Genomic DNA, 23,549 nt, shown 5'->3' with positions numbered 1-23,549 from the left:
CGCCGTTGCCGCTTCGTCCGATCTCCCTTTAACGCATTGAGCATTCAAAACGCATTCCCGACCGATAAATGAACGATCCAGAGCCTACGCTTCAAGCGCGGGGATTGGAGTGCGTGCGCTCCGATAGCCTTTTGTTCAGTGACCTGAACCTCAGCGTCAGAGCCGGGCAAGTTCTTCAAATCGAAGGCCCTAATGGTAGCGGCAAGACCAGTCTGCTGCGGATACTCGCTGGCCTTACTCCGCCCAGCGATGGTGAAGTGCTCTGGCGCGGCGAAAATATCGCACGGCGGCGCTCCGCGTTTCTTTCCGAAGTCGCTTATTTGGGGCATCAATTGGGACTGAAAGCGGAACTGTCCGTAGAGGAGAATCTGCGTCTTTCTCTCGCCCTTAATGGCCTGTCTTTTTCACACGAAAGTTTGGCTGAGGCTTTGCGAACAGTAGGGCTGACGGGCCGAGAGGATACTCCCGCCCGCGCGCTCTCGGCGGGGCAGCGGCAACGCATTGCTTTAGCTCGATTGATCATGTCGTCCGCGAAGCTTTGGATTCTCGATGAACCTTTTACGGCCCTTGATGTCGGCGGCGTTTCCTTGGTGGAGACATTGCTGGAGGCTCATTTGAGCTGTGGCGGGTTGGCTGTTCTCACGTCTCATCAAACCGTGCGGATCGACCGTAGGCTCGTTAAGCTGCCTTTGGCGTGAGACAGATGATCGGTCCTTTCTTGGCACTACTTAAGCGCGATCTATTATTGGCCTTTCGGCATCGGGGCGAACTTGCGAATCCGTTGTTGTTTTTCTTGATCGTGGTGACGCTTTATCCGCTCGGGGTTAGCCCGGAAGAGGCTCTCCTCCGGAAGATTGCGCCGGGAGTGATCTGGATCGCGGCTTTGTTGGCTGCGTTGTATTCCCTGGAAAATATGTTCCGCTCCGACTTTGACGATGGTTCGCTGGAACAGATGGCCTTAAGCCCTTATCCTCTTTCGCTGCTGGTGCTCGCGAAAGTGCTGGCGCACTGGCTGGTGAGCGGATTGCCGATGCTGTTGCTGGCGCCATTGCTGGCTTTGTTTCTGGCTATGCCTACGCCGGCCCTGGCCGTACTCGAATTAACTCTGCTGATCGGCACGCCGCTCTTGAGCTTGATCGGGTCCATCGGGGTGGCGTTGACCGTCGGGCTTAGGCGCGGGGGTATCCTGCTGACGTTATTGGTTCTGCCTTTGTATATCCCCGTCTTGATTTTTGCCACTAATGCCGTTTCGGCCGCTGCCGCAGGAATGGCTGTTACTGGCCAGTTATATTTTTTAGCCGCTATGCTGGTGCTGGCGCTAACCCTAGTCCCGCTGGCAACGGCTGCCGCTTTGCGAATTAGCTTGAGTTGACCCTTATGTGGACGTTCTTCCATAAACTGGCTTCGCCGAAACATTTTTACCGCATTTCCGGATATTTGATTTCATGGCTAGGATTGATAACGGCGCTGTTGTTATTGGCCGGTCTATACCTGGGCTTATTCGTTGCTCCCCCTGATTATCAACAGGGGGAAAGCTATCGAATTATGTTCGTGCACGTGCCTAGCGCGTGGATGTCTCTTTTTATTTACGTCTTTATGGCCGTGCTTAGTGCCATTTACTTGATTTGGAATATCAAGCTGGCCGATGTGATGGCGAGCAGTTCGGCGGCCCTCGGCGCGTCCTTTACATTTCTTGCGCTGGCCACGGGGTCTCTCTGGGGCAAGCCAATGTGGGGTGCTTGGTGGGTATGGGATGCGAGGCTCACATCCGAGCTGATTTTGCTCTTCCTCTATCTGGGCTATATCGCTCTGGTTTCCGCGATCGAAGATCAGCGCTCGGCGGCTCGGGCGGGCGGTGTTTTGATTTTGGTCGGGGTGGTCAATATTCCGATCATCCATTACTCGGTCGAATGGTGGAGTACCCTTCATCAGGGGCCTACGGTAACCAAATTCGACAAGCCCTCCATTCATGTCAGCATGCTGCTGCCTTTGCTGCTCATGGCCGCAGCGTTTCAGCTCTATTACTTCACGGTGCTTCTAATCCGCGCCCGCGCCGAAGTTCTCGATCGTGAAAGGCGCAGTGCCTGGGTGCAGGAAGCATTCTCGGGCACTGAACCCCGTTAGGTGCCGGCTTTTTAGCTCGTCATCCGCATACCGCCTGCTGGTAAGGTTCCCGTTTATCTCGGCGCTCTAACCGCTCCTCAAGCCAGCTTATGTCGTCCTTTCGCCCATAAAAAACCCCGGACGACTTGCGTCGACCGGGGTCTCGTAAACTGTTCGCGACTTTGAGAGACGCGAGATTACTTCATCATCGATTTTCTGAACATGCGATCCAATTTGCTGTTCACTTCCTCAGAAGAGGCAGCGGCTCTGCGAGCAGCAGATTCAGCGCTGGCAGCTTTCGATTCAGCAGCCTGAGCAGCAGACAACGCTTCGTCGGCGGTGCTCTTAACAGAGGAAACCTCCGCTTTCAAACCGTCAACCTGAGTCTGCAGGTTGTTGAGGTCGGATTTGCTGGCGCAGCCTACGGTCAAACCAGCAGACAACAGTAATACGCCCAATTTGGTTGCTTTCATCATCGTTTCTTTCCTTTTTTATTGACTGAAATGCTTGGCGAGATCATCCGTCCCGAAGAACAAATGGGTGACATTTGAAGTGTGCCCCGGAATGGATAATCTTTCCAGTATTATTTTGGCACAAATTACCGAATTACCACTAGGGTGCCTTTTTTCACCCAGGTACTGAGTCTATCGATTTGCTCGTTAGTCATCGCTATGCATCCTTGAGTCCAGTCAAAAAACTCGTGAACGGCGAGATTGGCTCGCCCCAAACCGTGAATTCCGATTTGTCCGCCGAGCACTGTGTTTTGAGGGGGAATGGCCGCGCCGATGCTGGTGCGCAAAATCGTGCGATAGGTATCCGGCCCGATTAAGCCCGTCGTAAAGGCACGCTCAGCGTTCTCCCGATTGGGATATGTAAAGCCGAAAAACTTATGGTATCGGCTGTTTTCGTTGATCCAGCCGATATGATATTCACCCAGCGGGGTTTTGTAGTCTCCCCGTTCTTTGAATAGGCCGACGCCTCTGCGCCCGAGTGCAATTCTTTCGAAAACTTCCAAATCGTGGTCGCCTTCCATTACCTTCAATACATGCGGTGCGGTTTCGACCAGCAGCCATATGCTGTCGTCTTTCATACTTGCTTCCGTGTTCAGTGAGAGCAGCGCCGGAAGTAGGCCGAGAACAGATCGCAGTTTCACGTGTTGTCTCCTAGGTTTTTGTATCGTAAAGCTTACGCCAAAAAAATTTGCTCGACTGTTAAGTGGACTGAGTAGAATAAATAGACGATTTCAGCCATCTTGAAAATATTAGCCATGCCAATTGAAACCCGAAAGACAACTCCGTATTCCGATCAAAAGCCAGGAACCTCTGGATTGCGCAAGAAGGTGAAGGTTTTCTTGCAAGAGAACTATTTGGAGAATTTTGTCCAGTCGGTTTTCGATACCTTGGGCGATACGGCCGGGAAAACGCTGGTCCTAGGCGGCGACGGACGCTATCTCAACCGCCAGGCGATCCAGACTATCGTCAAAATGTCTGCGGCCAACGGCGTGGGGCGGTTGTTGATCGGGCAGGGCGGCTTGCTGTCGACGCCGGCCGCATCCTGCGTGATCCGCAAGCACAAGGCGCTGGGCGGTTTCGTTCTTTCCGCCAGCCACAATCCCGGCGGGCCGGAGGAAGACTTCGGGATTAAATACAATGTAACCAACGGCGGGCCCGCGCCCGAGAGCTTTACCGATGCGGTCTTTGCGCGCAGTCGAGTCATCGATCAGTACAGGATCGTCCGTGCTGACGACATCGATATCGACAAGATCGGCGAAACACGGCTGGGCGACATGACGGTTCAGATCATCGATCCCGTGAGCGACTATGCTCAGTTGATGGAGCATCTGTTCGATTTCAGTTTGATCGAATCGGGGCTGAAATCCGGAGCGATCACCCTGAGCTACGATGCGATGCATGCCGTCACCGGACCGTACGCTAAGCGTATTTTGGAGGAAAGGCTGGGTGCCGCGATCGGCTCCGTGATGAACGGGGTCCCCTTGGAAGACTTCGGCGGCGGCCATCCCGACCCCAATTTGACCCATGCACGGGAGCTGGCGGACCTCATGTTCGGGGCGCGGTCTCCTACGCTAGGCGCAGCGTCCGACGGCGACGGCGATCGCAACATGATCATGGGCAGCCAGTTTTTCGTTACACCGAGCGATAGCCTTGCCGTCTTGGCGGCGAATGCACATCTTCTTCCGGGTTATAAGGACGGCTTGCGAGGTGTGGCGCGTTCGATGCCGACCAGTCAAGCGGTCGATCGGGTGGCACATGCGATGGGTATCGAGTGTTACGAGACGCCCACCGGCTGGAAGTTTTTCGGCAATTTACTCGATGCTCGCAAGATCACGTTGTGCGGAGAGGAAAGTTTCGGGACCAGCTCCGATCACGTCCGCGAGAAGGATGGTTTATGGGCGGTGCTGTTCTGGCTCAACCTGATCGCCGTTCGCAAACAGTCGGTAGCCGAAATCGTCCGCGAGCACTGGCGCCGGTTCGGTCGCGACTATTATTCGCGCCATGACTACGAAAGCATGCCGGCGGAGATCGGCGACTCGATCATATCTCGCCTCCGCGCACAGTTGCCCGGTTTGGTTGGGAAGACTTTCGGTCCTTACCAAATCAGCGTCGCGGACGATTTCAGCTACCATGATCCGGTGGATGGAAGTGTCAGCGAAAAACAAGGGATTCGGATCATCTTCGAAAACGGGGCGCGGATCGTATTCAGGCTGTCGGGCACGGGAACGGACGGTGCAACCTTAAGAATCTATATCGAGCGTTATGAGCGCGATCCCGCGGAGCATAACCAAGATCCGCAGGAGGCGCTCAAAGACCTGATCGAGTTGGCCGAGAGTCTTTCTGAAGTGAAAACGCGAACCGGCATGTCCGGGCCGACGGTGATCACCTGAGCGGCAAGCGATTTCCGCGGCCGCCGAGTTGCCGGCGGCCGTTTTCGATCGGTCGCCTTATCCTGCTTTTCCTGTAAGCGCGCGGGCCAAGCGAGCATAAGCCTCCAAGCCCAGCGTTTCCGCCCGAGCCTGTGGGTCTATCCCGAGATCCTGGATTTCTCCCTCTTCAAACAGGTGCTTGAGAGCGTTTCGGAGCGTCTTGCGGCGTTGCGAGAAGGCCGCGGCAACGACCTGCCCCAAAGGCCCCGGATCGACATCCACGGGCCTGGTTTCGTGCGGTACCAGACGGACGACGGCGGACATGACTTGCGGTCGAGGAAAGAAGCTCTCGGGAGGAACCTCGAAAAGACCGTCCGCGCGACAATAGTATCGAGCCATGATGCCGAGCCGCCCATAACTCTTGTCGCCGGGAACGGCGCACAGCCTGTCGACGACTTCCTTCTGCAGCATGAAGTGCATGTCCGCTATGCATTCCGTCTGCGCGAAAAGATGAAAAAGCAGCGGCGTAGAAATGTTGTAAGGCAAATTGCCGACGACGCGAAGCTTTTTTCCGGAGCTTAACTCGCAGAACCGGAATTTGAGTGCATCCGCACGATGCAGGCGGAACTTGGTGTTACCCGAAAATTTTGTTTCCAGCGAGGCAGCCAAATCTCGGTCGATTTCAATCGCGTCCAAGCGTCCGCAGAGCGGCAACAACGCTTCGGTCAGGACGCCTTGGCCGGGACCGATCTCCACGAGGTGATCTTCGGGATCCGGGGCTATTCCGAGGACGATACTCCGCACGACGGTACTATCGCGCAGAAAATTCTGGCCAAACCGCTTGCGGGGCTGGTGATTCATGACATCTCACCGAGTCTGCAACGCATTCTGGACGCCATGCCGATAGCCTCATCGATTGCGGCCGCCAAGCTTCCCGCATCGGCTTTTCCTGTTCCGGCCAAATCCAAGGCCGTGCCATGGTCAACCGATGTGCGGATGACGGGTAGCCCCAATGTGATGTTCACCGCGCACCCGAAGCCCGCGTATTTCAGTACCGGCAGTCCCTGATCATGGTACATGGCGAGTACGGCGTCGGCACGCTCGAGATATTTCGGAAGAAAAAGAGTGTCCGCCGGCAGCGGGCCGACCAAGTTCATTCCTCGTTGTCTGAGCGACTCCAGCACGGGCTCGATAATCTCGATTTCCTCGCGCCCCAGATGACCGCTCTCGCCGGCATGAGGGTTGAGGCCGCAGACGAGGATGCGCGGTGCGGCAACGCCGAAGCGGGCGATCAAGTCCCGATCGAGGGTGGTGAGTACTGCGGACAACCGTTCGCGCGTGATGCTGCGGCTGACTTCGGCCAGCGGCAAATGTGTCGTTGCCAATGCGACGCGAAGACCCGGTGCGGCGAGCATCATGACCGGGTGGCCTCCGCTGATGTTCGCGATGAACTCGGTATGGCCGGTGAAGGTGACGCCGGCCTCATTGATGATTCCCTTGTGCACGGGGGCGGTGACCAAGGCATCGAAGCGCCTTTCCAGGCACGCGGTAACGCCGCTGGATATGGTTTCGAGAACATAGGGAGCATTGGCGGCATTCAATCGTCCGCAAGCCGGGTCGACGGCATTGGCCGTAGGCCACACTTTGAGTGATCCGGCTCGATGCGGCTGGATGTCGTCGGTGCCCGGCGTTCGAATTTCGAGATTAAGTCCCAGCCGCTGCGCTCGTTCCGCCAACAGCCGGGGATCGCCGATTACCGTGAGATCGCAGGCAAGTTCCCGCTGGGCGATCTGCACGCACAAATCCGGGCCGATGCCGGCGGGTTCTCCTGTAGTCAACAGTATTCTGGCGATCATTGGAATGAAGGCATGAAGGACGTCGTTTCCGGTTCGTTCAAGCGAATTTCGACATAGGCCTCGTCGCGAATCCGGCGCAGCCAAAGCTCGGTTTCCTCTTCCGCTTTACGTTTGAAGATTTCTTCGCGGGCTTTGTTCTTCAACAATTCGTCGGTGTCGCTGGACTCTTGCCGTTCCAGAACTTGAAGGAGATGCCAGCCGAATTGGGTTTGCACCGGATCGCTGAGCTGGTTGACCGCTAACCGGTTCATGGCTTCCTCGAAGGGTGGAACCAAGGCGCCCGGCTGGACGAAGCCGAGATCGCCGCCCTTGATCGCCGAACCTTTATCGTCGGAGTGGCCCCGCGCCAGTGTGGCAAAGTCTTCGCCGCCTTCAATGCGCGTTTTCAAATTCAATAGCTTTTGCTTGGCGTCCTCGTCGGACAGTACTTCGTTGGGCTTGATCAGGATGTGACGCACGTGAGTTTTGGTCATGCGCTCGTCCTCGCCGCCTTTGACTCCGAGCAGTTTGATGATATGAAATCCGCTCGGGCTTCGAATAGGACCCTCGATGCCGCCTTCCTTCATCGCGGGCACCAGATCGGCAAACAGTGACGGCACCTGGCTTAACTTGCGCCAGCCGAGATCGCCCCCGCTCAGGGCTTGCGGCGAATCGGAAGAGCTGAGGGCAGCTTGCTTGAAATCCAAGCCTTGTCTGAGCTCGTCGACCAATCTCTCAGCTTTTTCTTTGGCCTTTTGCACCTCGGACGGCGACGCCGCTTGAGGGGTCGCGATCAGGATATGGCCCAGCAGATATTCGCTATCGCGATTGACATCCGATTTTCCATGGGTTTCCAGATAGTGTTGCACTTCGTGATCGCTGACCTTGATCTGGCTGTTGACCTGACTGCTTCTCAGGCGTCCTACGGTGATTTCGTTGCGGATCTGTTCGATGAAGGCGGCGTAATCGATCCCTTCTTGCCGCAATGAGCGGCGAAACTCTTCCAAACTCATGTTGTTGCGCTGGGCGATTTGCTGGACTGCCTGCCTGAGGGTTTCGTCATCGACGCGGATGCCTGCTTTTTCGGCCAAATGCACTTGAATTTTGTCGACGATCAGGCGCTCGAGGACTTGGCGGGTCAAAATTTCGTCAGGCGGAAGCTGTGTGTTGTTTTGCAGTAGGCTGGCTTTGATGGATTCGACTTTTTGCCGCAATTCGCTTTCCAGAATCACGCCGTCCTCTACGACGGCCACGATGCGATCGATCGGTCCATCGGCGAGTACCGCCGACGGCAATAGGAAAAGCGACAGAAAAAAGACCCTGCCGAACCGGGTGCTTCTGGAAAGAAAAAATGAGATCTTGAACATAGTCGGTCGTATTCGATCAATCGTTCTCAAGCCGGTAACCGCTGATGCTGCGTTGCAAGAACCGGTCTACCTGGTCGCCGAAACGGGTCAAGCCTTTCAACTCAAGCTGAACGAAGACCCCGTTGTTGGCGACATTGCCGCCGTTTACGCCAGTCCGTACGTCGTTGATGTAATGCCGTCCAATGAGACTGAAACGCCAGCAACAGGTTTCGCGCTCGATTCCCAAAAAGCTTTCCAGCGTTACCTGATCCAGCAGCGAGTATTGCCAGCGGCCGATAGCATTCCACCCTTTTGCGAAGGGCAATCGGAAAGACACATCGGTCAGGTCCAGGCGGACGAAGTCGAAGTTTTGATCGCGGCGAAACCGATAGGCGATGTTGAGCAGATGATTGTCTCGGTCGTCGTACTGCAGGGCCACTTGGCCGCGGTCGATCGTGCCGCCCTCCGGATTCCACTGTCCGCCGGTACGAAGTGACCAGGTATTGGTCAATCTGGAATAGACTTCGGCCACGAAGTTGGATTTGTCCCCGGTTTTTGCGGGGATATTGGGCAACGTCACATCGTGATCGTCGAAATAGAAAATTTCGCCGATGCTGGCCCGGAGGCGCTCCATCCCAGACACCTGGTCGATCAGTCGGGAGGTAAGCGCCAACGTGACCTGATTGGCGTCGCCTAGCCGATCGGCACCGGTAAACCGGTTCTCGCGAAACAATTGATAAAAAGTGAAGTCATATTCGCCGGTATCGAATACGGGAAGGTTTTCTTGGTTCTTGTCCGGAATGTAAAGGTAGAAGAGTCGAGGCTCCAAAGTCTGAAGCAGCGGCGTTTCGGCCAGCTCGAATTCGCGCTCGAAGAACAGTCCGCTGTCCAGGGAGAAGATCGGCGCGGTTCGGCTCAGGCTGTCATTGAGGCCGGGGGTTTGATCCTGCAGCCAGTATTGGGTGTGCTGCAAGCTCAGGCTCGGAACGACGAAACCGGCGGCGGTTCGCCAGGGGTACGAGATCCGCGGTATTACATTCAGCCGTTGGCCGGTGACTCGGCCGCCGGTGTGATTGAAATTGGCGATCTCACTAAAGCCGTTGAAGACTAAGCCGGTATTGCCCAGCCCTTGCCCGTAGTTGAAACTCACCTGCGGAAGCCGGTAATACGGTCTCCCTTCCGGGGGAATCGTGGGGTCGATCGTTTGATAGTAATCGGCCAGCGTCGAAATGCTGTAGTTCGAACCGACGTAATTCAGCTGGCCATAGCTGCGGATATGCCGCCGGTCGACGATATTCAGCGTGTTGCCCAACTCGTTCAGATAGCGATCGTCGGACACATAGTGCGCATCCACGCGGGAATACAAGTTTTCGGTGAACCGTGTATCGTTCAAGAAACCGACCTGGCCTCGGCTATCGCCTCGCACATCATCTTGGGGCATGTACTCGGCCAGCACGCGGCCCCGAGTCATTTCGGTCAGATACCGGAAATCGCCGCGCAGCAGCAGGCCGCGCTTGGTGAGGAGTCGTGGCGTGAAGGTGGCGTCATAATTGGGCGCTAGATTGAAGTAATACGGCGCCGTAAAGTCGAAGCCCCCCACCTTGGTGTTGCCGAAAGAGGGCGTAAGGAAACCGGTCATCCGGCGGTCGTCGACCGGGAAGCTCATGTACGGCGTGTAAAGTAAGGGTACGCCTTTGAATTCCAGCCAAGCGTGTTTCGCCGATCCACGGCCGGTTTCCTTATTGATCTTTACATTGCGGGCGTGAAGCATCCAATCCTGGTCGCCGGGCGGGCAAGTGGTGTAGGTGAATTTCTCGTAGCGCGATAAAGTATCGCTGTCGAAATGAGTTAAACGCGAGGTGCCTCGCGCCGGGATTGTCTCCAAAATGAACTGGGCGTTACGAAGAACGCCACGGTTCGTATCGAGCTCCAGGAAGCCGGTATCGCTGGAGAAGGTGAGTCCCTTCTCTTGATAGATGACATTGCCCTGTGCGTTCAAGGTTTCTGAAACGGTATTGTGGGTGACGAAATCCCCCCACAGCTTTTGATCCGCACGTGTCAGTTCGGCCGAACCGGTAAAGGTTGCGATTTCGTCGTCCACCATTTCGGCATAGTCGGACCGAATTTCCAACGGTTGCTGTTCACGCGCCAGCCTGTCTTGAGGAGTCAGCAGAAATTCGGTCATAGGCGCCGATTCGGACTTGCCGGCGCACGCTTGAGCCCAGGGATTGGCCGGCAGTAAGGCGGTCAAGTTGCGGAAGCGCTGTTCGTCTTCCTCGGTAATCGTGGTCGTTTCCGCCCAATTTTCGACCTTTTGGCTCTCTTCCGAGACCACGTGGGGAAGACCTTTGGGGTCGGGGCCGACTAAGGAGCAGTCCCACTCCTTGCCGGTTTCGCCAGGGCGGCAGTTCCAGCCGGGAGGTTTGGCCGCCGCGACCGATTTCGGTGGTAATGGCTGCACGAACTGGTCCACACGTTTCTGCTCCGCGTCTCTTTGAGACCGCGCAGGCTTGGCGGCCAGCGCCGGTTCTCGGGACTTCGGTGGACGGACCGGTTCCGGCTCGGCAGTGGCGGGTGCCGATTCCCTCTCCTGTGTCGGCCCGGCCTTTTCAATCTCCGGCTCGTCAGGAGTCGTGGCGGCGGTATCGGGTTTGGATTTCTTGGTGATACAGACCCACTCCTTATCGTCCTTGCTGCGCTGGCAATCCCAGTCGGACGTGGCTCCCAGCAGATAGGAAGGGCTCAGTCCAAGGCACAGGATAAACACCCATCGACCACGATTGAGATGAATCAGAAACACCATGCTGCGGCTGAGGTACTTTATAACTGAGAGGCGAGTCGCAAAGTGGCTGCCACACAATTTAAGCTTGTGAACGGAGCGGCAAGAGTGGCGACAGGGGCGGAATCGCGGAAGGCATTATCTTCAGGCTGTTCTTTATGGTGAAATATCCGGTCCAATCGCCGCATTCTACCGTAAGATCCACGTTATTCGAGTACTTTTCGACACAGGGACCGTCAATATGACAATACAGAAAGATGAACGGCTCGAGGCGCTTTCCGACTGGTTGTCGAAAACCCTCAAACTTGGGGTCAGGGCTATAGAGCCCGCCTCGAGCGATGCCAGTTTTCGTCGTTATTTTCGCGCCTATTTCGATGGGGCTTCGCGCATTGTGATGGATGCGCCGCCGCCCAAGGAGAACGTGCGCCCTTTCGTCAGGGTGGCCGCGCTCCTGCGAAGTGCCGGCGTTCAAGCGCCCGAGGTGATCGCGGCCGATGTAGACCAGGGTTTCTTGTTGCTCACCGATTTAGGAACCCGATCGTATCTGGACTGCTTGAACCCTGCATCCGTTGATCGTCTCTATGAAGACGCTCTGGACGCTCTGCTGCGCTTGCAGTATGGCGTGGAACCCGAAACTTCCGGATTGCCTCCGTATGACGAACGCCTGCTCGGGGTCGAGCTGGATTTGTTCCGCGATTGGTTCCTCGGCCAACTTTTGGGGGTGGCGCTGGATCCCGAGGAATCCGTCGTCTTCGATGAGCTGAAGCGGCTTCTGATCGCATCCGCGCTGGAACAACCCCGGGTCTGCGTGCATCGGGATTATCATTCCCGCAATCTCATGGTCACCGAACGCCTCAATCCGGGCATTCTGGATTTTCAGGATGCGGTCGTCGGTCCCATCACCTATGACCTGGTCTCGCTGCTGCGGGATTGTTATGTTTCATGGCCGATTTCCATGGTGGAGGTTTGGGTGATCGATCATTACACGCGCCTTGCCGAAGCCGGATTCCTCTCTTCGGTCGGTCCGGACCTATTCCGGCGGTGGTTTGATCTCATGGGAATGCAGCGTCACCTCAAGGCGATCGGCATTTTTTCCCGGCTCAAGTTGCGCGATGGCAAGTCCGGCTATCTCAAGGATATCCCGCGTACCATGAGCTATGTGATCGAGGTCTGTAAGCAATATCCGGAACTTACCGGCTTCCTGCACTTTTTGGAAAATCGGGTCTTGCCCCGAATGACTTTGGATAAGGTGACATGAAAGCCATGATTTTGGCGGCCGGGCGCGGCGAGCGGATGCGGCCCCTCACCGACCGGACACCGAAGCCGCTGTTGACGGCAGGCGGTCGGCCACTGATCGAGCATACGATCGAATCTTTGGTCCGGAGCGGGTTCGTCGATATCGTCGTCAACACCGCCTATCTCGGAGATCAGATCGAAGCCCACTTGGGACACGGGGCCTCATTAGGGGCGAGGATAGCCTATTCTGCCGAAGGCGAGGCGCTCGAGACCGGTGGCGGTATTTACCGGGCATTGCCGCTATTGGGCGAGGATCCGTTTTTGGTGGTCAATGGCGACGTCGCTACCGATTATCCTTTCGGGCGGTTGCGGAGCCAGCCGTCCGGGTTGGCTCATCTGGTGCTGGTCCCCAATCCGTCTCACCATCCGCGGGGCGACTTCGCTTTGCATGACGGGATGGTTTTGGATTCCGTGGATTGCCGCTTTACCTTCAGCGGCGTCGGTGTTTATCGTCCCGAGTTGTTCGCGGGCTGCTCGCCCGGCAAGTTTCCCCTGGCGCCCTTGCTGAGACGAGCAATGGCGGACGGGCTGGTAAGCGGAGAAGTGTATGCGGGCTTTTGGATGGATATCGGCACCATCGATCGGCTCCAAGCATTCGATGAGTACTTGAGGTCTAACCGAAAAATGAATGCCTCGATTGGTCTGAACCTGGAGGTTTGAGATGCAGGGCAAAATGTTCCCGGAATCAGATGCAAGAGATCTCAGCAAAGAGAAACGGCTTACCCAAGTTATTTATGCCTTGCAGGCCGCGTCTTTTTTGGTTGGGATCACCTACATCGTCGCAGCGGTGATTAATTATGTGAAATGGCCGGACGTGGCGGGGACTTGGCTGGAGACCCATTTCCGTTGGCAAATCAGGACCTTTTGGTACGGCATCCTGTGGGGAATCGTGGGTGGGCTGACTTTGTTCGCTTTCGTAGGCTACGTTATTCTTACGGCCAATACGATCTGGATTGTTTACCGTATCGCCGTGGGGTGGATGGCGCTAAGCGAAGATCGGCCGGTGAGCTGACGAAATTGTGAAAAAACCTACTGCGCGGCCCGCCTCTACCTCTGCGATGCTCAACGTACTCCTTTGTACGCTGCGCTTTTCATAGCGAATATGGGCCGCTCGCGACGGGTTTTTCACAACCTCAAAGGTTAAAGTGCGTGCAGCGAACCGCTGTGAAAAACCAGTTGCCCCAGAAACTCTTCTCCCTGCTCCAGGCACTCGATCCGTGTGATTCCTGCGGTGGCGACCTTGATTCGAAATAGGTTCGACAAAGGGATGTCCAAAATATGGGCGAGCACCATGCGAATGGTGCCGGCGTGGCAAATAATGAGAATATGCTTTCCGGCGTGGCGGTTCAGAATGTCGTTCCAAGCCGAAACGATGCGGCTTCTGAATTCTGCGAGCCCCTCGGCATCGTCCGGGCGATTGGTCATCGGATCGCGATAAAAACGCTGGATCAGGCCGGGATCGTACTGAGTAATTTCCTCCCGCGTCTTCCCTTGCCATACACCGAAACCGATTTCCTTCAATCGCGGTTCGATTTCCAGTGGAATGCGGCTTCGCTCGCTCATTTCTTCGGCAAAGGCTTGGCAGCGGGCGAGAGGGGAGGTGACGATGACCTCCCATGGGTGATGCTGACCGACGGCTGCGCGCATCTGCGACCAGCCCTTGTCGCTTAGGGGATCGTCCATCTGTCCGCGGTAACGGCTTCCGCCCACGGGCTCGCCGTGGCGCATCAAGTCGATGAGAGTTGAGACGCGCTCGTCGGTAATCAAGTCTTAGCCACCTCCTCGAGACGCTGCCGAGCTCGCTTTACGGCCGCCCTGACCTGTTCAGGAGCGGTTCCGCCGAAGTGGTTGCGTGCGCTGACGGAACCTTCCAGCGTCAGTATTTCGAAAACATCGGGTCCGATCGTAACAGACAATTGTTGCAATTCGGTCAATGACAACTGGGAAAGATCGCGCCCGGTTTCGATGCCCAAGCGCACGGCTTTGCCGACGATCTCGTGGGCATCTCGGAACGGAACCCCTTTGCGGACCAGGTAATCCGCCAAATCCGTGGCCGTTGCGTAGCCCTTCTGCGCTGATTTGTACATGCCGTCACGATTCGGTCGAACGTGGGGCATCATGTCGGCAAAAGCCCGCAGGCAATTTCGTAAGGTGTCCACCGTATCGAACAGAGGTTCCTTGTCCTCCTGATTGTCCTTATTGTATGCCAAGGGCTGACTTTTCATCAGTATCAGCAGGCTCATGAGGTGTCCGAAGACGCGCCCCGATTTGCCCCGTACGAGTTCCGGCACGTCCGGGTTTTTCTTCTGCGGCATGATGGATGAGCCGGTGCAAAAGGCATCCGGCAAATCGATGAAACCGAACTGGGCCGATGTCCATAGAATCAGTTCTTCGGAGAATCGCGACAAGTGCATCATGATGAGGCTGGCACAGGCCGTGAATTCGATGGCGAAATCGCGATCGCTGACCGCGTCCAAAGAATTCGCAGCCGGTCGGTCGAAGCCGAGCAGTTCGGCGGTATAGAATCGATCAAGCGGAAAGGTTGTGCCGGCCAGGGCTGCCGCGCCCAAAGGCATGACGTTGACGCGCTTTCGACAGTCGAGCAGGCGCTCGTAATCTCTCGCCAACATTTCGCACCAAGCCAATAAATGATGGCCGAAGGTTACCGGCTGGGCCACCTGGAGATGGGTGAATCCCGGCATGATGGTATCCGCTTCGCGTTCCGCCAAATCGAGCAAGGCCTGCTGAAACCGAAGGATTTCGCCGGTGATCCGGTCGATTTCGTGGCGCAGATACAGTCGGACGTCCGTGGCTACCTGGTCGTTGCGGGATCGGCCGGTGTGCAGCTTCTTCCCCGCTTCGCCGATACGCTCGGTAAGGCGGGCCTCGATATTCATGTGGACGTCTTCGAGCTTAACAGACCAGGAAAATTCGCCGCGTTCGATTTCCGCAAGGATTTGTTCCAATCCGTCCGTAATGGTTTCGCATTCCTCTTCGTTTAAGACGCCGATCCGTTTCAGCATCGAGGCGTGGGCAATGGAGCCTCGAATATCGTACGGGGCCAGACGTTTGTCGAAGTCAACGGATGCGGTAAAAGCTTCTACGAAGGCGTCGGTGGCTTCGGTAAAGCGGCCTGCCCAAGGTTTTGGTTCGCTGCTCATCGGGATCTTGTTAAAAGAGAACGGCTTTTGTTCCAGTCATTATAACCGGAGTGGTTATTCTTCGAAGATTTTCAGTTGACTGATACGGAAAGTAAATCGCCAAGACTTGACTTAAGTCAAAAGTACGTCTACGCGGCCGTTATACAGTTCTTCGGCCTATTCGGCATACAGATCACTGAACAAATTCAATATTCAGGAGACAAATCCGATGGCCCTAATAGAGTGGACTAAAGAAGCATTTGGAACAAACGTCAGTGAAGCCGACCATCAACATCAGGAAATTTTCGCCATGTTGAACGGCTTGCACGATACCGTCGCATCGGGTGATCGGCAGGCAGTCGGGCGTCAACTCGATGCACTGATCGATTATGTAGCCATGCATTTCAAGACCGAAGAAGATTTGATGCAGGCTCACGGATACCCGGATTACGCTGCGCATAAAGCCAAGCATGACGAGCTGGTGCAGACTTGTCTCGACGTTCAGAAGAAATTCCACGCCGGAGCGCTCGACATTACCCCGGAAACGACCACGTTCGTCAAAGACTGGCTCGTCAACCACATTCCGAACATCGATAAGCATTACGGTCCGTTTTTTAACGGCAAGGGCGTTGCCTGACGCCGGCAGACAGACTTAAGGGCTGCGTTTTTCCTCATTTCGCAGCTTAAGGCTCGTCATCCTAAAGATTGCCGGCCTCGATGCCGGCAATCTTCGTTATTCATGATTTATTCACTTCGTTGCCTGTAGTAGCATTTTGGGGAGAAAATAACGAACTCGGATCTTGTAGATGACCCAATCTTCCTGCCTTCCGGCTTGGCAGTCGCTCAATCGACATTACCGTGAAATCAGCGATCTCCATCTGCGGGATCTGTTCGCTGAAGACCCTCACCGTTTCGAGCGTTTTTCGCTGCGCCTTGACGACCTGCTGTTTGACTATTCTAAGAATCGAATCGCGGAACAAACCGTGATGCTATTGCTCGATCTGGCCAGGCAAGCCGGATTGAAAGAAAAAATTGCCGCCATGTTCCGTGGCGACAAGATCAATGTCACCGAAAACCGTGCCGTATTGCACGTGGCCTTGCGCAACCGATCCAATCGACCGATTTTCGTCGACGGCAAGGATGTCATGCCCGATGTCAATCGGGTTTTGACGCAGATGCGTCGGTTCAGCGACTTGGTGCGTTCCGGTGAATGGCGGGGATGTACGGGCAAAGCCATCACCGATGTGGTCAACATCGGCATCGGCGGGTCCGATTTGGGGCCGAAAATGGTGGTGAAGGCGCTGTTGCCCTATATGCAGCCCCGGCTGCGCGTTCGCTTCGTATCCAATGTGGACGAAGCGGATCTTGTCGAGAACCTGAAGGACCTCAACCCCGAAACCACACTGTTCTGCGTTTCATCCAAAACCTTTACCACGCAGGAAACCATGACGAATGCCCGATCGGCGCGGGAATGGTTTCTGGCCAAAATCAACGATGAAGCCGCTATTGCGAAGCATTTCGTGGCGGTCTCCACCAATGCCGAAAAAGTGGCCGAATTCGGCATCGATACCGCCAATATGTTCGAATTCTGGGACTGGGTGGGCGGCCGGTATTCGCTGTGGTCGGCCATCGGCCTGCCGATCGCCTTGGCCGTCGGCATGGATGCTTTCGAAGCACTGTTGGCCGGCGCCCACAAGGTGGACGAGCATTTCCGAACGGAGCCCTTCGAGCGGAATATTCCGGTGATCATGGGGTTGCTCGGCATCTGGTACGCCAATTTTTTCGGCGCCGAATCATATGCCATTCTGCCCTACGATCAATATCTGGAAGATTTGCCGGCCCATCTTCAGCAGGTCGATATGGAAAGCAACGGCAAGATGGTGGATATCGAAGGCCATCTGATCGCCTACAGCACCGGCCCGATTATCTTCGGCCAACCGGGCACCAATGGACAGCATGCCTTTTATCAGTTGATCCATCAAAGCCGAAAGCTGGTTCCTTGCGATTTTATTGCTGCGGCGCAAAGCCATCACGGTCTCGGCCGGCACCATGAGACACTGATTTCGAATTTCCTCGCTCAACCGGAGGCGTTGATGCGTGGCAAGACCACCGAGGAAGCGACGGCCGAGCTCGAAGCAGGGGGCGTTACCGGTGAGCAACTGACGGAACTCGCTGCTGCGAAAACTTTCCCCGGCAACAAACCATCCAATTCAATTCTTTATCGAAAACTGACCCCGGAAACTCTGGGATCGCTGATCGCCTTGTACGAGCACAAGATATTCACTCAGGGCGCGATCTGGAACATCAACTCCTTCGATCAGATGGGGGTCGAGTTGGGCAAACGGCTGGCGAGAACCATTCTTTCGGAACTGACCGACGACAGTGCGGTTTCGTCTCATGACGCTTCCACCAACGGTCTGATCAATTACTACAAGCAATTACGCTAGGGTGACGGTCATGAACCCATCCACGCGATGTATTCCCGTCAAGAGAAAACGACCCATTCGTCCTTTCTCTTGACGGAGAGCGGACCGTGCCGGTTCCGAAAATAAGGGTCTACTCTCAGGAACTACGCGTAAGTCTGATCTGATCGAATAAACAATGGACTGCACCAGGGGGCGGCGACTCTCTTCAGCGTGTTTAAAGGAGTTACGGCATGACCGACCTCAATGATCCTACGGCAAGCAATCCAAGCGTGCTAACGCCGGTACATCCGGACATCGAACGTTACTTGACCACTCTCGCCGGTTCGGCCGACACCCCGGTTCTCGTGGAGATGGAAGAGTTGGCTCGTCAGCAGAACTTTCCCATCGTCGGGCGTCTGGTCGGATTGTTTCTGAAGGTCCTCGCCAAAAGTATCGGAGCGAAGCGCATTTTCGAATTCGGCAGCGGTTACGGTTATTCCGCCTACTGGTTCGCAGAGGCCGTCGGGCCGGACGGGCGGGTGATCTGTAGCGATGGCGATCCGAACAATCTCTCCAAGGCGGAACATTTTCTCAGCCAAGCCGGGCTGTGGGACCGCGTCGATTTCCGAACCGGCTTTGCCCAGACCGTCTTCCAGGCTACCGAGGGCGAGTTCGATATCTGCTACAACGACGTGGACAAGGGCGACTATCCCGAAGTGTGGCGCCTTGCCCGCGAGCGTATCCGGCCGGGCGGGCTTTATATTGCGGACAATGTCTTGTGGCACGGCCGTGTTGCTGCCGAAAACCCCGTCGACATCGTTCCCGGCTGGACCGACGCTATCCGCGAACATAACCGACTTATCTTCAACGATCCGGAATTCGATGCGTCCATCAACCCGACCCGAGATGGCGTGGTCGTTGCCCGAAGAAAATAGAAGGCAAAACTCTTGGGAGCGGTCAGATCGCGTGTGGAACTATCCATACCGACTGAGACCGATTTGGCCAACGTTTATTGCTGGTTGCATTGGTCCCTGATAAGCGTTCTGGCGCGCGTCACTTTCTGGTGGCGATATCGTAAAGTACATTGACACTAGGTTTCCTCGCTGCGAGATGTCCATCCGAGTCTTAAGCCTTGATAGTGAATACAGAGCCGTTTGTTGGACTTGAGGCATTCCTTCTGTCGCGCTTTGTGTCGGTAGATCACTATATCTGTCAGTAATTTTTACACTTCTAGCGGAAAATGTTACGTGGGCGTTGCTCGTTGCGTGTAGGTGATTGATTATAAATAATCTTTATGCCTTGGCACAAAAATCGCAGATACGTCGGTGCGATTAGGCCGACGTTATTAAGTCAGACTTCGGCATAACATTAACTTAATACTCTGATGCTATCTGGGAGCGACATATCATGAAGATTTATTTGAAGCATATCGTAGGCGCGGCCGCGCCCCTGCTGTTTGCGCTGAGTACGTCGGCTTACGGCGGCACGGTTGATCTTTTTAGTGAGGGAAATCAGTCCGCCATCGATACTACTAGCGGGGCAGCATGGAACGGCGATTCCACGACTCTTCCCGGTACCGGGGTGGCTAGCAGCACGGGCACCGGCTTGTCGACTGTGCTGGGCGGTCAGCGTGACATTTGGGCAAACTGTATCACTGGTTGCGATGATACTGTTTCCCGGTCGTTAGCCGTCGTCAGCGGTGGTCAATTCAGATTCAGCAACGATTCGGGTGTAACGGGCGAAGCTATTGTCCAGTGGGACGGCAACGATCAGGATATCGCGCTTAATACCACAGGTTTAGGCGGGTTCGATTTAACTTCGGGCGGCACCATTCATGCCTTTCAATTAACCACGATCGAATCGGATCTCGGATGGTTCTTCCGCATCGAAGCTTTCACGGATGATGATGAGTGGACCAAAATTACGCTGGCCGCTACCTGTGTGGACGCTAGCGGTCCGCTCGATCCCGGTTGCGTACCTTCTCCGCACACGTCTACTATTCCCTTTGCGGCCTTTATGGATGGTTCTCTATGCGGATTTACCGGAACGTCGCCCTATGTAGATGGCGTAGTCGCCATCGAATGCGGCTCCGGCGGTACGGCAAATCTTGCTAACCTCGGCGCACTACAGGTGGCACTGAATACCGGTGATGACGTTGCTGGCGGCTCGGCTCCTAGAACCGCAAACCTGGATCTACGTTTGGATAGCGTCGAAACGATTCCTGAGCCCATGACGCTGGGACTGCTTGGTATCGGCCTGGTTGCGGCAGGACTCTCTCGCCGGAACGGCAAGGTTGTCGCAGCATAACACCAACCGGTGAATGCCCGGCGTTATCGGCTGGGCTCTGGTGATAAGTTAAGCGGTTCTGTCATTGCGGCAGAACCGCTTTTTTTTGTGCTTGCGGTCTGTGGACATGCTGGCTTTTTTCGGCTTTCGGCCTGGCTAAGCATTCGATAAAGGGATTGCATTCTCAATGGATTCTTTTCTTATTTACCGCCTACTAAACACCACCATTCGGATTGTGCTTGAACGGGACGAAGCATCTTCCGACTTCGGAAGAGTTCTGTGCTGAGTCAGCGAACGCTCCGTGCGAGATTTGGCGCCAATCTCTTTTCTCAATATTGCTGTTTGAGCCCTAATTGCTCCGATTGCCCAAAAGATGCCTTACAATCATGTGACGAATCGGATTGGGGTTAATCCGGGGCAGGGATGCCCCGGCGCGGCGACAAGCCGCGTGAGCCCAGGCCGGGCGTGTACCGGCCTGGGCGGCGGCCCGAAATACCAGGAGGGTATTTACGGGCCTGATTAATAATTTCAGTCATTTTCCCAATAGGTCTTTAGCCTCTAGGTCATTTGTAAACCGAACATTGGAGATGCTTCATGACTCTTATTTCTCTCGGACGAAGATTGAAAATCCCGGTCTTTTCGATTTTGCTGCTGTTGTCTGCCTGCGGCGATATTTCTCCGGCACAGCGTCTGAAGCAGGCTGACGAGGCGCTCGCAAAAGGCGATGTGCGGTTGGCGGTTATCGAGCTGAAGACCGTCCTTCAATCCGAACCGAACAACATGCAAGCTCGGCTGTTACTAGGGCGTGCCTACGTACAGGCTGGAGATTGGGCAGGCGCCGAAAAGGAATTGCTGCGTGCCCGAGAAATGGGAGCCGGTGAAGTTGACTTGGAGCCTTGGCTGGCGACGAGCTTACTCGAGCAAGGGCGGCTTGGCGATGTCCAAGTGCTTGAAATTCCTGAAAACGCGTCGAATGAGCTCCGAGGTAATCTGCTCGCGATCAAAGCCGAGGCATGGCTGCGCAGCGGAGAAAACTCCGAATCTGAAAAGCTCGCGCGTGAAGCCTTGGACGCAGTACCTAATTTCGCCCCTGCGCTGCTGACGATGGCTCGTCTGCATGGGAGGCAGGGGCAAATTCCCGAGACACGGGAATGGATTTCCAAAGCGCTTGCCGCCGACCTGAAATACGGGCCGGCCTGGGAGCTTCTCGGTTACATCGAAACCCAGGAGAGTCATTTTGAAGCCGCAGAGGAGGCGTATTCCAAAGCGGCGGAGGACCGCATTCTGCGTGCCCCGGCTCTCGTCGCCCGAGCCGTAGCGCGTATTCATTTAAAAAAATACGATGAGGCCGCGGCGGATCTCGACGAAGTTGGCAAACGGCTTAAGGATTCTGCGGCACTTCATTTCGCCAGGGGGCTGCTGAATTTCGAACAAAAGCGTGTCGCCGAGGCGCAGGAAGCTTTCGATGCGGCTTTGGCCGTGGATTCTTCCCATTTCCCGTCTTTGCTTTACGGCGGCGCGGCTCACGGCCTACTGGGGCATAGAGCCCAGGCAGAAGATTATCTAAGAAAATATTTGAGCCATGATCCGAGCAATGTAAAGGCTCAGTCTCTATTGGTGCACTTGGAAGTACAGAATAGCGATCCTGCCAGCGCGGAAAAGCTGGCCAGAGAGGCGCTGAAACAAGCGCCAAACGATGTCCAGGTGATGAATTTGCTGTCGGACGCTTTGAAGGCGCAAGGCAAGCAAGGTGAAAGTATTGAGTACCTGAAACAGATTGTCTCCGCGCAGCCGGAATCGGCCGAGGCACGTACACGCCTGGCCGGGGGGCTTGTTCAGGAGGACGACCTTCAGGGCGCCATGACCGAGTTGAAAAAGGCGCTGGAGCTTGATCCGGAGTTCGAGGGTGCCGTACGTGGCGTCGTGACCTTGCACCTTCACAAGGGGGAACTCGATCAGGCGCTGGATGTCGCGACCGAATATCTCAGTCGCCATTCTGATTCAACAGGGGCAAATACGCTGGTGGGTTTGGTGCATCTGGTCAGACGAGAGACCGACAAGGCGTCTGCCGCTCTGCGGCGCGCGATCGAATTGGACCCGGCTAATGTGCCGGCTACCAATGCGCTGGCGGCAATCGCCGTTCAAGAGAAAGATTTCGAAAAGGCGAGGCGATATTTCCGGCAAGCGTTGAAACATCATCCGGATGATGTGGGTGTGTTAACGAATCTGGCTAAACTGGAAGCAACCCAAGGAAACATCGAGGCCATGGCCGCGGCTCTGGAGGAGGCGGTCAAACGCGATCCAAAGGCGCTGCTGCCGCGACTGTACCTTGGACGCCACTATCTCAAAGCTAAGAATCCCAAGAAAACACTTGAACTCTTATCGGAAGTTCGGTCGACGTATCCGAAAAGCAAGGAGCTTCTGGGCATGCTGGCCGAGGCCGAACTAGCAACCGGCCGCTGGTCCGATGCCGTGTCGAGCCTGAAGAGCCTTGAGAGTCTCGGGCATAAGAAACCCGAAGTGCATTTCCTTATGGCGCAGGCCTATGACCGTCTCGGCGATCGAAAAATGGCACGCGATGCTTTGGAAAAGACTGAAGCTCAGGATCCTTCCTTTGTCCCTGCGCGCATTGCCTTGGCCCGTATGGCTATTCAGGAAAAACGCATCAAAGATGCCGAGACACGGGTAAAGGAACTGAAAAAACGTTTTGGTGGAGATGTTCCGGAGATCGTTCTGGTGGAAGCAGAACTGGCCGAGTTGGCAGGGCGCTATTCCGAAGCAGCTTCTGCATATCAGCGGTTGTTTGAGCTTGCACCGGCTAACAAAACCAGTATTAATCTTTTGCGGCTGTCGCGCGCGCGCTGGCAGGCGGGGGAAAAGGAGGCGGCCCTTCAAGAAGTGGTACAGTGGGTTGAAGAGCATCCCGATGATACAGTATCCCTAGCTGAGTTAGGACAGCTTTACATGAAGTTGCAACGCTCTCAGGATGCTGTCGCCAAATTCAAAATGTTGGCGGAAAAATACCCCAATAATTCATTATTGTTGAACAATATTGCTTATCTCATGCGTGAGACTGACCCCGCAGAAGCGTTGAAGCATGCAGAAAAAGCGCATTCTTTAGCACCCGAGGATCCGGAGGTGCTGGACACGCTTGCAATGACCCTGTTGAGCAACAAGGACACCAAACGGGCTATGGCCAATATTGATCGGGCCTTGGCTAAGCAGCCGGAAAATGTTTCTTTTCTCTTCCATCGGGCTCAAATATTAAGTGCTGATGGACAGCGTCAAGAGGCAGCGAAAATCCTGGACAAGATTCTGCAAAAGGAAGACAAATTTGCGGAGCGTTCGGATGCCGAGGCTATGCGCCGGCGCTTGGCCTCGAACCCGTAGCCGAGTAGATGTTTATCGATCGGAGTGTCTGTCACTTTGTTGTAGCGTCGGCGAGGATAGAGGGCTCAAACAAGTTGAGTATCCATAT

General features: G+C 55.3%; 20 protein-coding genes. 12 read left to right on the top strand and 8 right to left on the bottom strand.

Annotation, left to right across the window (positions count from 1 at the left end; translation table 11 throughout):
• Positions 1-68: 68 nt before the first annotated feature.
• The 3 genes from ccmA to ACR2R1_RS13585 are packed head-to-tail and all read left to right on the top strand — an operon-like array spanning position 69 to position 2,124.
• Entirely contained in the window at positions 69-698 is a 630-nt protein-coding gene (gene ccmA, locus ACR2R1_RS13595; protein WP_086134678.1) for a cytochrome c biogenesis heme-transporting ATPase CcmA, read from the top strand.
• Positions 699-703: 5 nt separating this feature from the next.
• Positions 704-1,372: a heme exporter protein CcmB gene (gene ccmB, locus ACR2R1_RS13590; RefSeq protein ID WP_156880145.1), complete on the top strand. Its 669-nt coding sequence runs from the start codon at positions 704-706 to the stop codon at positions 1,370-1,372.
• A 5-nt stretch (positions 1,373-1,377) separates the two neighbouring features.
• Positions 1,378-2,124, top strand: coding sequence for a heme ABC transporter permease (locus ACR2R1_RS13585; RefSeq protein ID WP_156880144.1), 747 nt, complete (start codon positions 1,378-1,380; stop codon positions 2,122-2,124).
• Positions 2,125-2,300: 176 nt separating this feature from the next.
• Here the strand turns inward: ACR2R1_RS13585 and ACR2R1_RS13580 are convergent, their stop codons facing one another.
• Positions 2,301-2,579: an Lpp/OprI family alanine-zipper lipoprotein gene (locus ACR2R1_RS13580; RefSeq protein ID WP_077730742.1), complete on the bottom strand. Its 279-nt coding sequence runs from the start codon at positions 2,577-2,579 to the stop codon at positions 2,301-2,303.
• Positions 2,580-2,701: 122 nt separating this feature from the next.
• Positions 2,702-3,256: a L,D-transpeptidase family protein gene (locus ACR2R1_RS13575; RefSeq protein ID WP_434110493.1), complete on the bottom strand. Its 555-nt coding sequence runs from the start codon at positions 3,254-3,256 to the stop codon at positions 2,702-2,704.
• 114 nt (positions 3,257-3,370) lie between these two features.
• Here ACR2R1_RS13575 and ACR2R1_RS13570 point away from each other — a divergent pair, with 114 nt between their 5' ends.
• Complete coding sequence (locus tag ACR2R1_RS13570) at positions 3,371-5,005, top strand: alpha-D-glucose phosphate-specific phosphoglucomutase (RefSeq protein WP_156880143.1); 1,635 nt, start codon at positions 3,371-3,373, stop codon at positions 5,003-5,005.
• Positions 5,006-5,062: 57 nt separating this feature from the next.
• Here ACR2R1_RS13570 and rsmA read toward each other — a convergent pair whose 3' ends face one another.
• From rsmA to lptD, 4 genes are read right to left on the bottom strand one after another with little or no spacing between them, the layout of a single operon-like run.
• The gene (gene rsmA / locus ACR2R1_RS13565) at positions 5,063-5,845 is read right to left on the bottom strand and encodes a 16S rRNA (adenine(1518)-N(6)/adenine(1519)-N(6))-dimethyltransferase RsmA (protein ID WP_077730745.1); all 783 of its coding nucleotides are present in this window, start codon (positions 5,843-5,845) and stop codon (positions 5,063-5,065) included.
• Positions 5,842-6,840 carry a 4-hydroxythreonine-4-phosphate dehydrogenase PdxA gene (gene pdxA / locus ACR2R1_RS13560; RefSeq protein ID WP_156880142.1) on the bottom strand — a complete coding sequence of 333 codons (999 nt, stop codon included), beginning with the start codon at positions 6,838-6,840 and terminating at the stop codon, positions 5,842-5,844. Before pdxA ends, rsmA begins: the two co-directional genes overlap by 4 nt.
• The gene (locus ACR2R1_RS13555; protein ID WP_086134684.1) at positions 6,837-8,186 is read right to left on the bottom strand and encodes a peptidylprolyl isomerase; all 1,350 of its coding nucleotides are present in this window, start codon (positions 8,184-8,186) and stop codon (positions 6,837-6,839) included. The genes pdxA and ACR2R1_RS13555 overlap by 4 nt, the downstream gene beginning before the upstream one ends.
• 16 nt (positions 8,187-8,202) lie before the next feature.
• Complete coding sequence (lptD, locus tag ACR2R1_RS13550) at positions 8,203-10,968, bottom strand: LPS assembly protein LptD (RefSeq protein WP_434110490.1); 2,766 nt, start codon at positions 10,966-10,968, stop codon at positions 8,203-8,205.
• A gap of 217 nt (positions 10,969-11,185) precedes the next feature.
• Between lptD and ACR2R1_RS13545 the strand changes: the two genes are divergently transcribed.
• From ACR2R1_RS13545 to ACR2R1_RS13535, 3 genes are read left to right on the top strand one after another with little or no spacing between them, the layout of a single operon-like run.
• Positions 11,186-12,202 carry an aminoglycoside phosphotransferase family protein gene (locus tag ACR2R1_RS13545; protein WP_077730749.1) on the top strand — a complete coding sequence of 339 codons (1,017 nt, stop codon included), beginning with the start codon at positions 11,186-11,188 and terminating at the stop codon, positions 12,200-12,202.
• A complete protein-coding gene (gene murU / locus ACR2R1_RS13540) occupies positions 12,199-12,900 on the top strand; it encodes an N-acetylmuramate alpha-1-phosphate uridylyltransferase MurU (RefSeq protein WP_077730750.1) in 702 nt (233 codons plus the stop codon). Before ACR2R1_RS13545 ends, murU begins: the two co-directional genes overlap by 4 nt.
• A gap of 1 nt (position 12,901) precedes the next feature.
• Positions 12,902-13,252 (top strand): DUF4870 family protein, encoded by a 351-nt coding sequence (locus tag ACR2R1_RS13535; RefSeq protein WP_205780787.1) that lies wholly within the window; start codon positions 12,902-12,904, stop codon positions 13,250-13,252.
• A 128-nt stretch (positions 13,253-13,380) separates the two neighbouring features.
• Here ACR2R1_RS13535 and ACR2R1_RS13530 read toward each other — a convergent pair whose 3' ends face one another.
• Together ACR2R1_RS13530 and argH are read right to left on the bottom strand one after the other, a co-directional pair.
• Positions 13,381-14,007 (bottom strand): histidine phosphatase family protein, encoded by a 627-nt coding sequence (locus ACR2R1_RS13530; RefSeq protein WP_240502538.1) that lies wholly within the window; start codon positions 14,005-14,007, stop codon positions 13,381-13,383.
• Complete coding sequence (gene argH / locus ACR2R1_RS13525; RefSeq protein WP_086134685.1) at positions 14,004-15,401, bottom strand: argininosuccinate lyase; 1,398 nt, start codon at positions 15,399-15,401, stop codon at positions 14,004-14,006. The genes ACR2R1_RS13530 and argH overlap by 4 nt, the downstream gene beginning before the upstream one ends.
• A 208-nt stretch (positions 15,402-15,609) precedes the next feature.
• Here argH and ACR2R1_RS13520 point away from each other — a divergent pair, with 208 nt between their 5' ends.
• The 5 genes from ACR2R1_RS13520 to prsT all read left to right on the top strand — a co-directional run bounded on the left by ACR2R1_RS13520 (position 15,610) and on the right by prsT (position 23,461).
• The gene (locus ACR2R1_RS13520; protein WP_077730752.1) at positions 15,610-16,017 is read left to right on the top strand and encodes a bacteriohemerythrin; all 408 of its coding nucleotides are present in this window, start codon (positions 15,610-15,612) and stop codon (positions 16,015-16,017) included.
• 169 nt (positions 16,018-16,186) lie between these two features.
• Positions 16,187-17,827: a glucose-6-phosphate isomerase gene (gene pgi / locus ACR2R1_RS13515; RefSeq protein ID WP_086134686.1), complete on the top strand. Its 1,641-nt coding sequence runs from the start codon at positions 16,187-16,189 to the stop codon at positions 17,825-17,827.
• Between the two features lie 209 nt (positions 17,828-18,036).
• The gene (locus ACR2R1_RS13510; RefSeq protein WP_077730754.1) at positions 18,037-18,720 is read left to right on the top strand and encodes an O-methyltransferase; all 684 of its coding nucleotides are present in this window, start codon (positions 18,037-18,039) and stop codon (positions 18,718-18,720) included.
• Positions 18,721-19,192: 472 nt separating this feature from the next.
• The gene (locus ACR2R1_RS13505; RefSeq protein WP_347259245.1) at positions 19,193-20,092 is read left to right on the top strand and encodes a PEP-CTERM sorting domain-containing protein; all 900 of its coding nucleotides are present in this window, start codon (positions 19,193-19,195) and stop codon (positions 20,090-20,092) included.
• Between the two features lie 573 nt (positions 20,093-20,665).
• Positions 20,666-23,461: an XrtA/PEP-CTERM system TPR-repeat protein PrsT gene (gene prsT / locus ACR2R1_RS13500; protein ID WP_434110486.1), complete on the top strand. Its 2,796-nt coding sequence runs from the start codon at positions 20,666-20,668 to the stop codon at positions 23,459-23,461.
• The last annotated feature ends 88 nt before the right edge of the window (positions 23,462-23,549 follow it).

It is taken from the genome of Methylocaldum sp. GT1TLB (assembly GCF_051027445.1).
Taxonomy (GTDB): Bacteria; Pseudomonadota; Gammaproteobacteria; order Methylococcales; family Methylococcaceae; genus Methylocaldum.
This window is presented reverse-complemented; position numbering and strand designations above follow the sequence as displayed.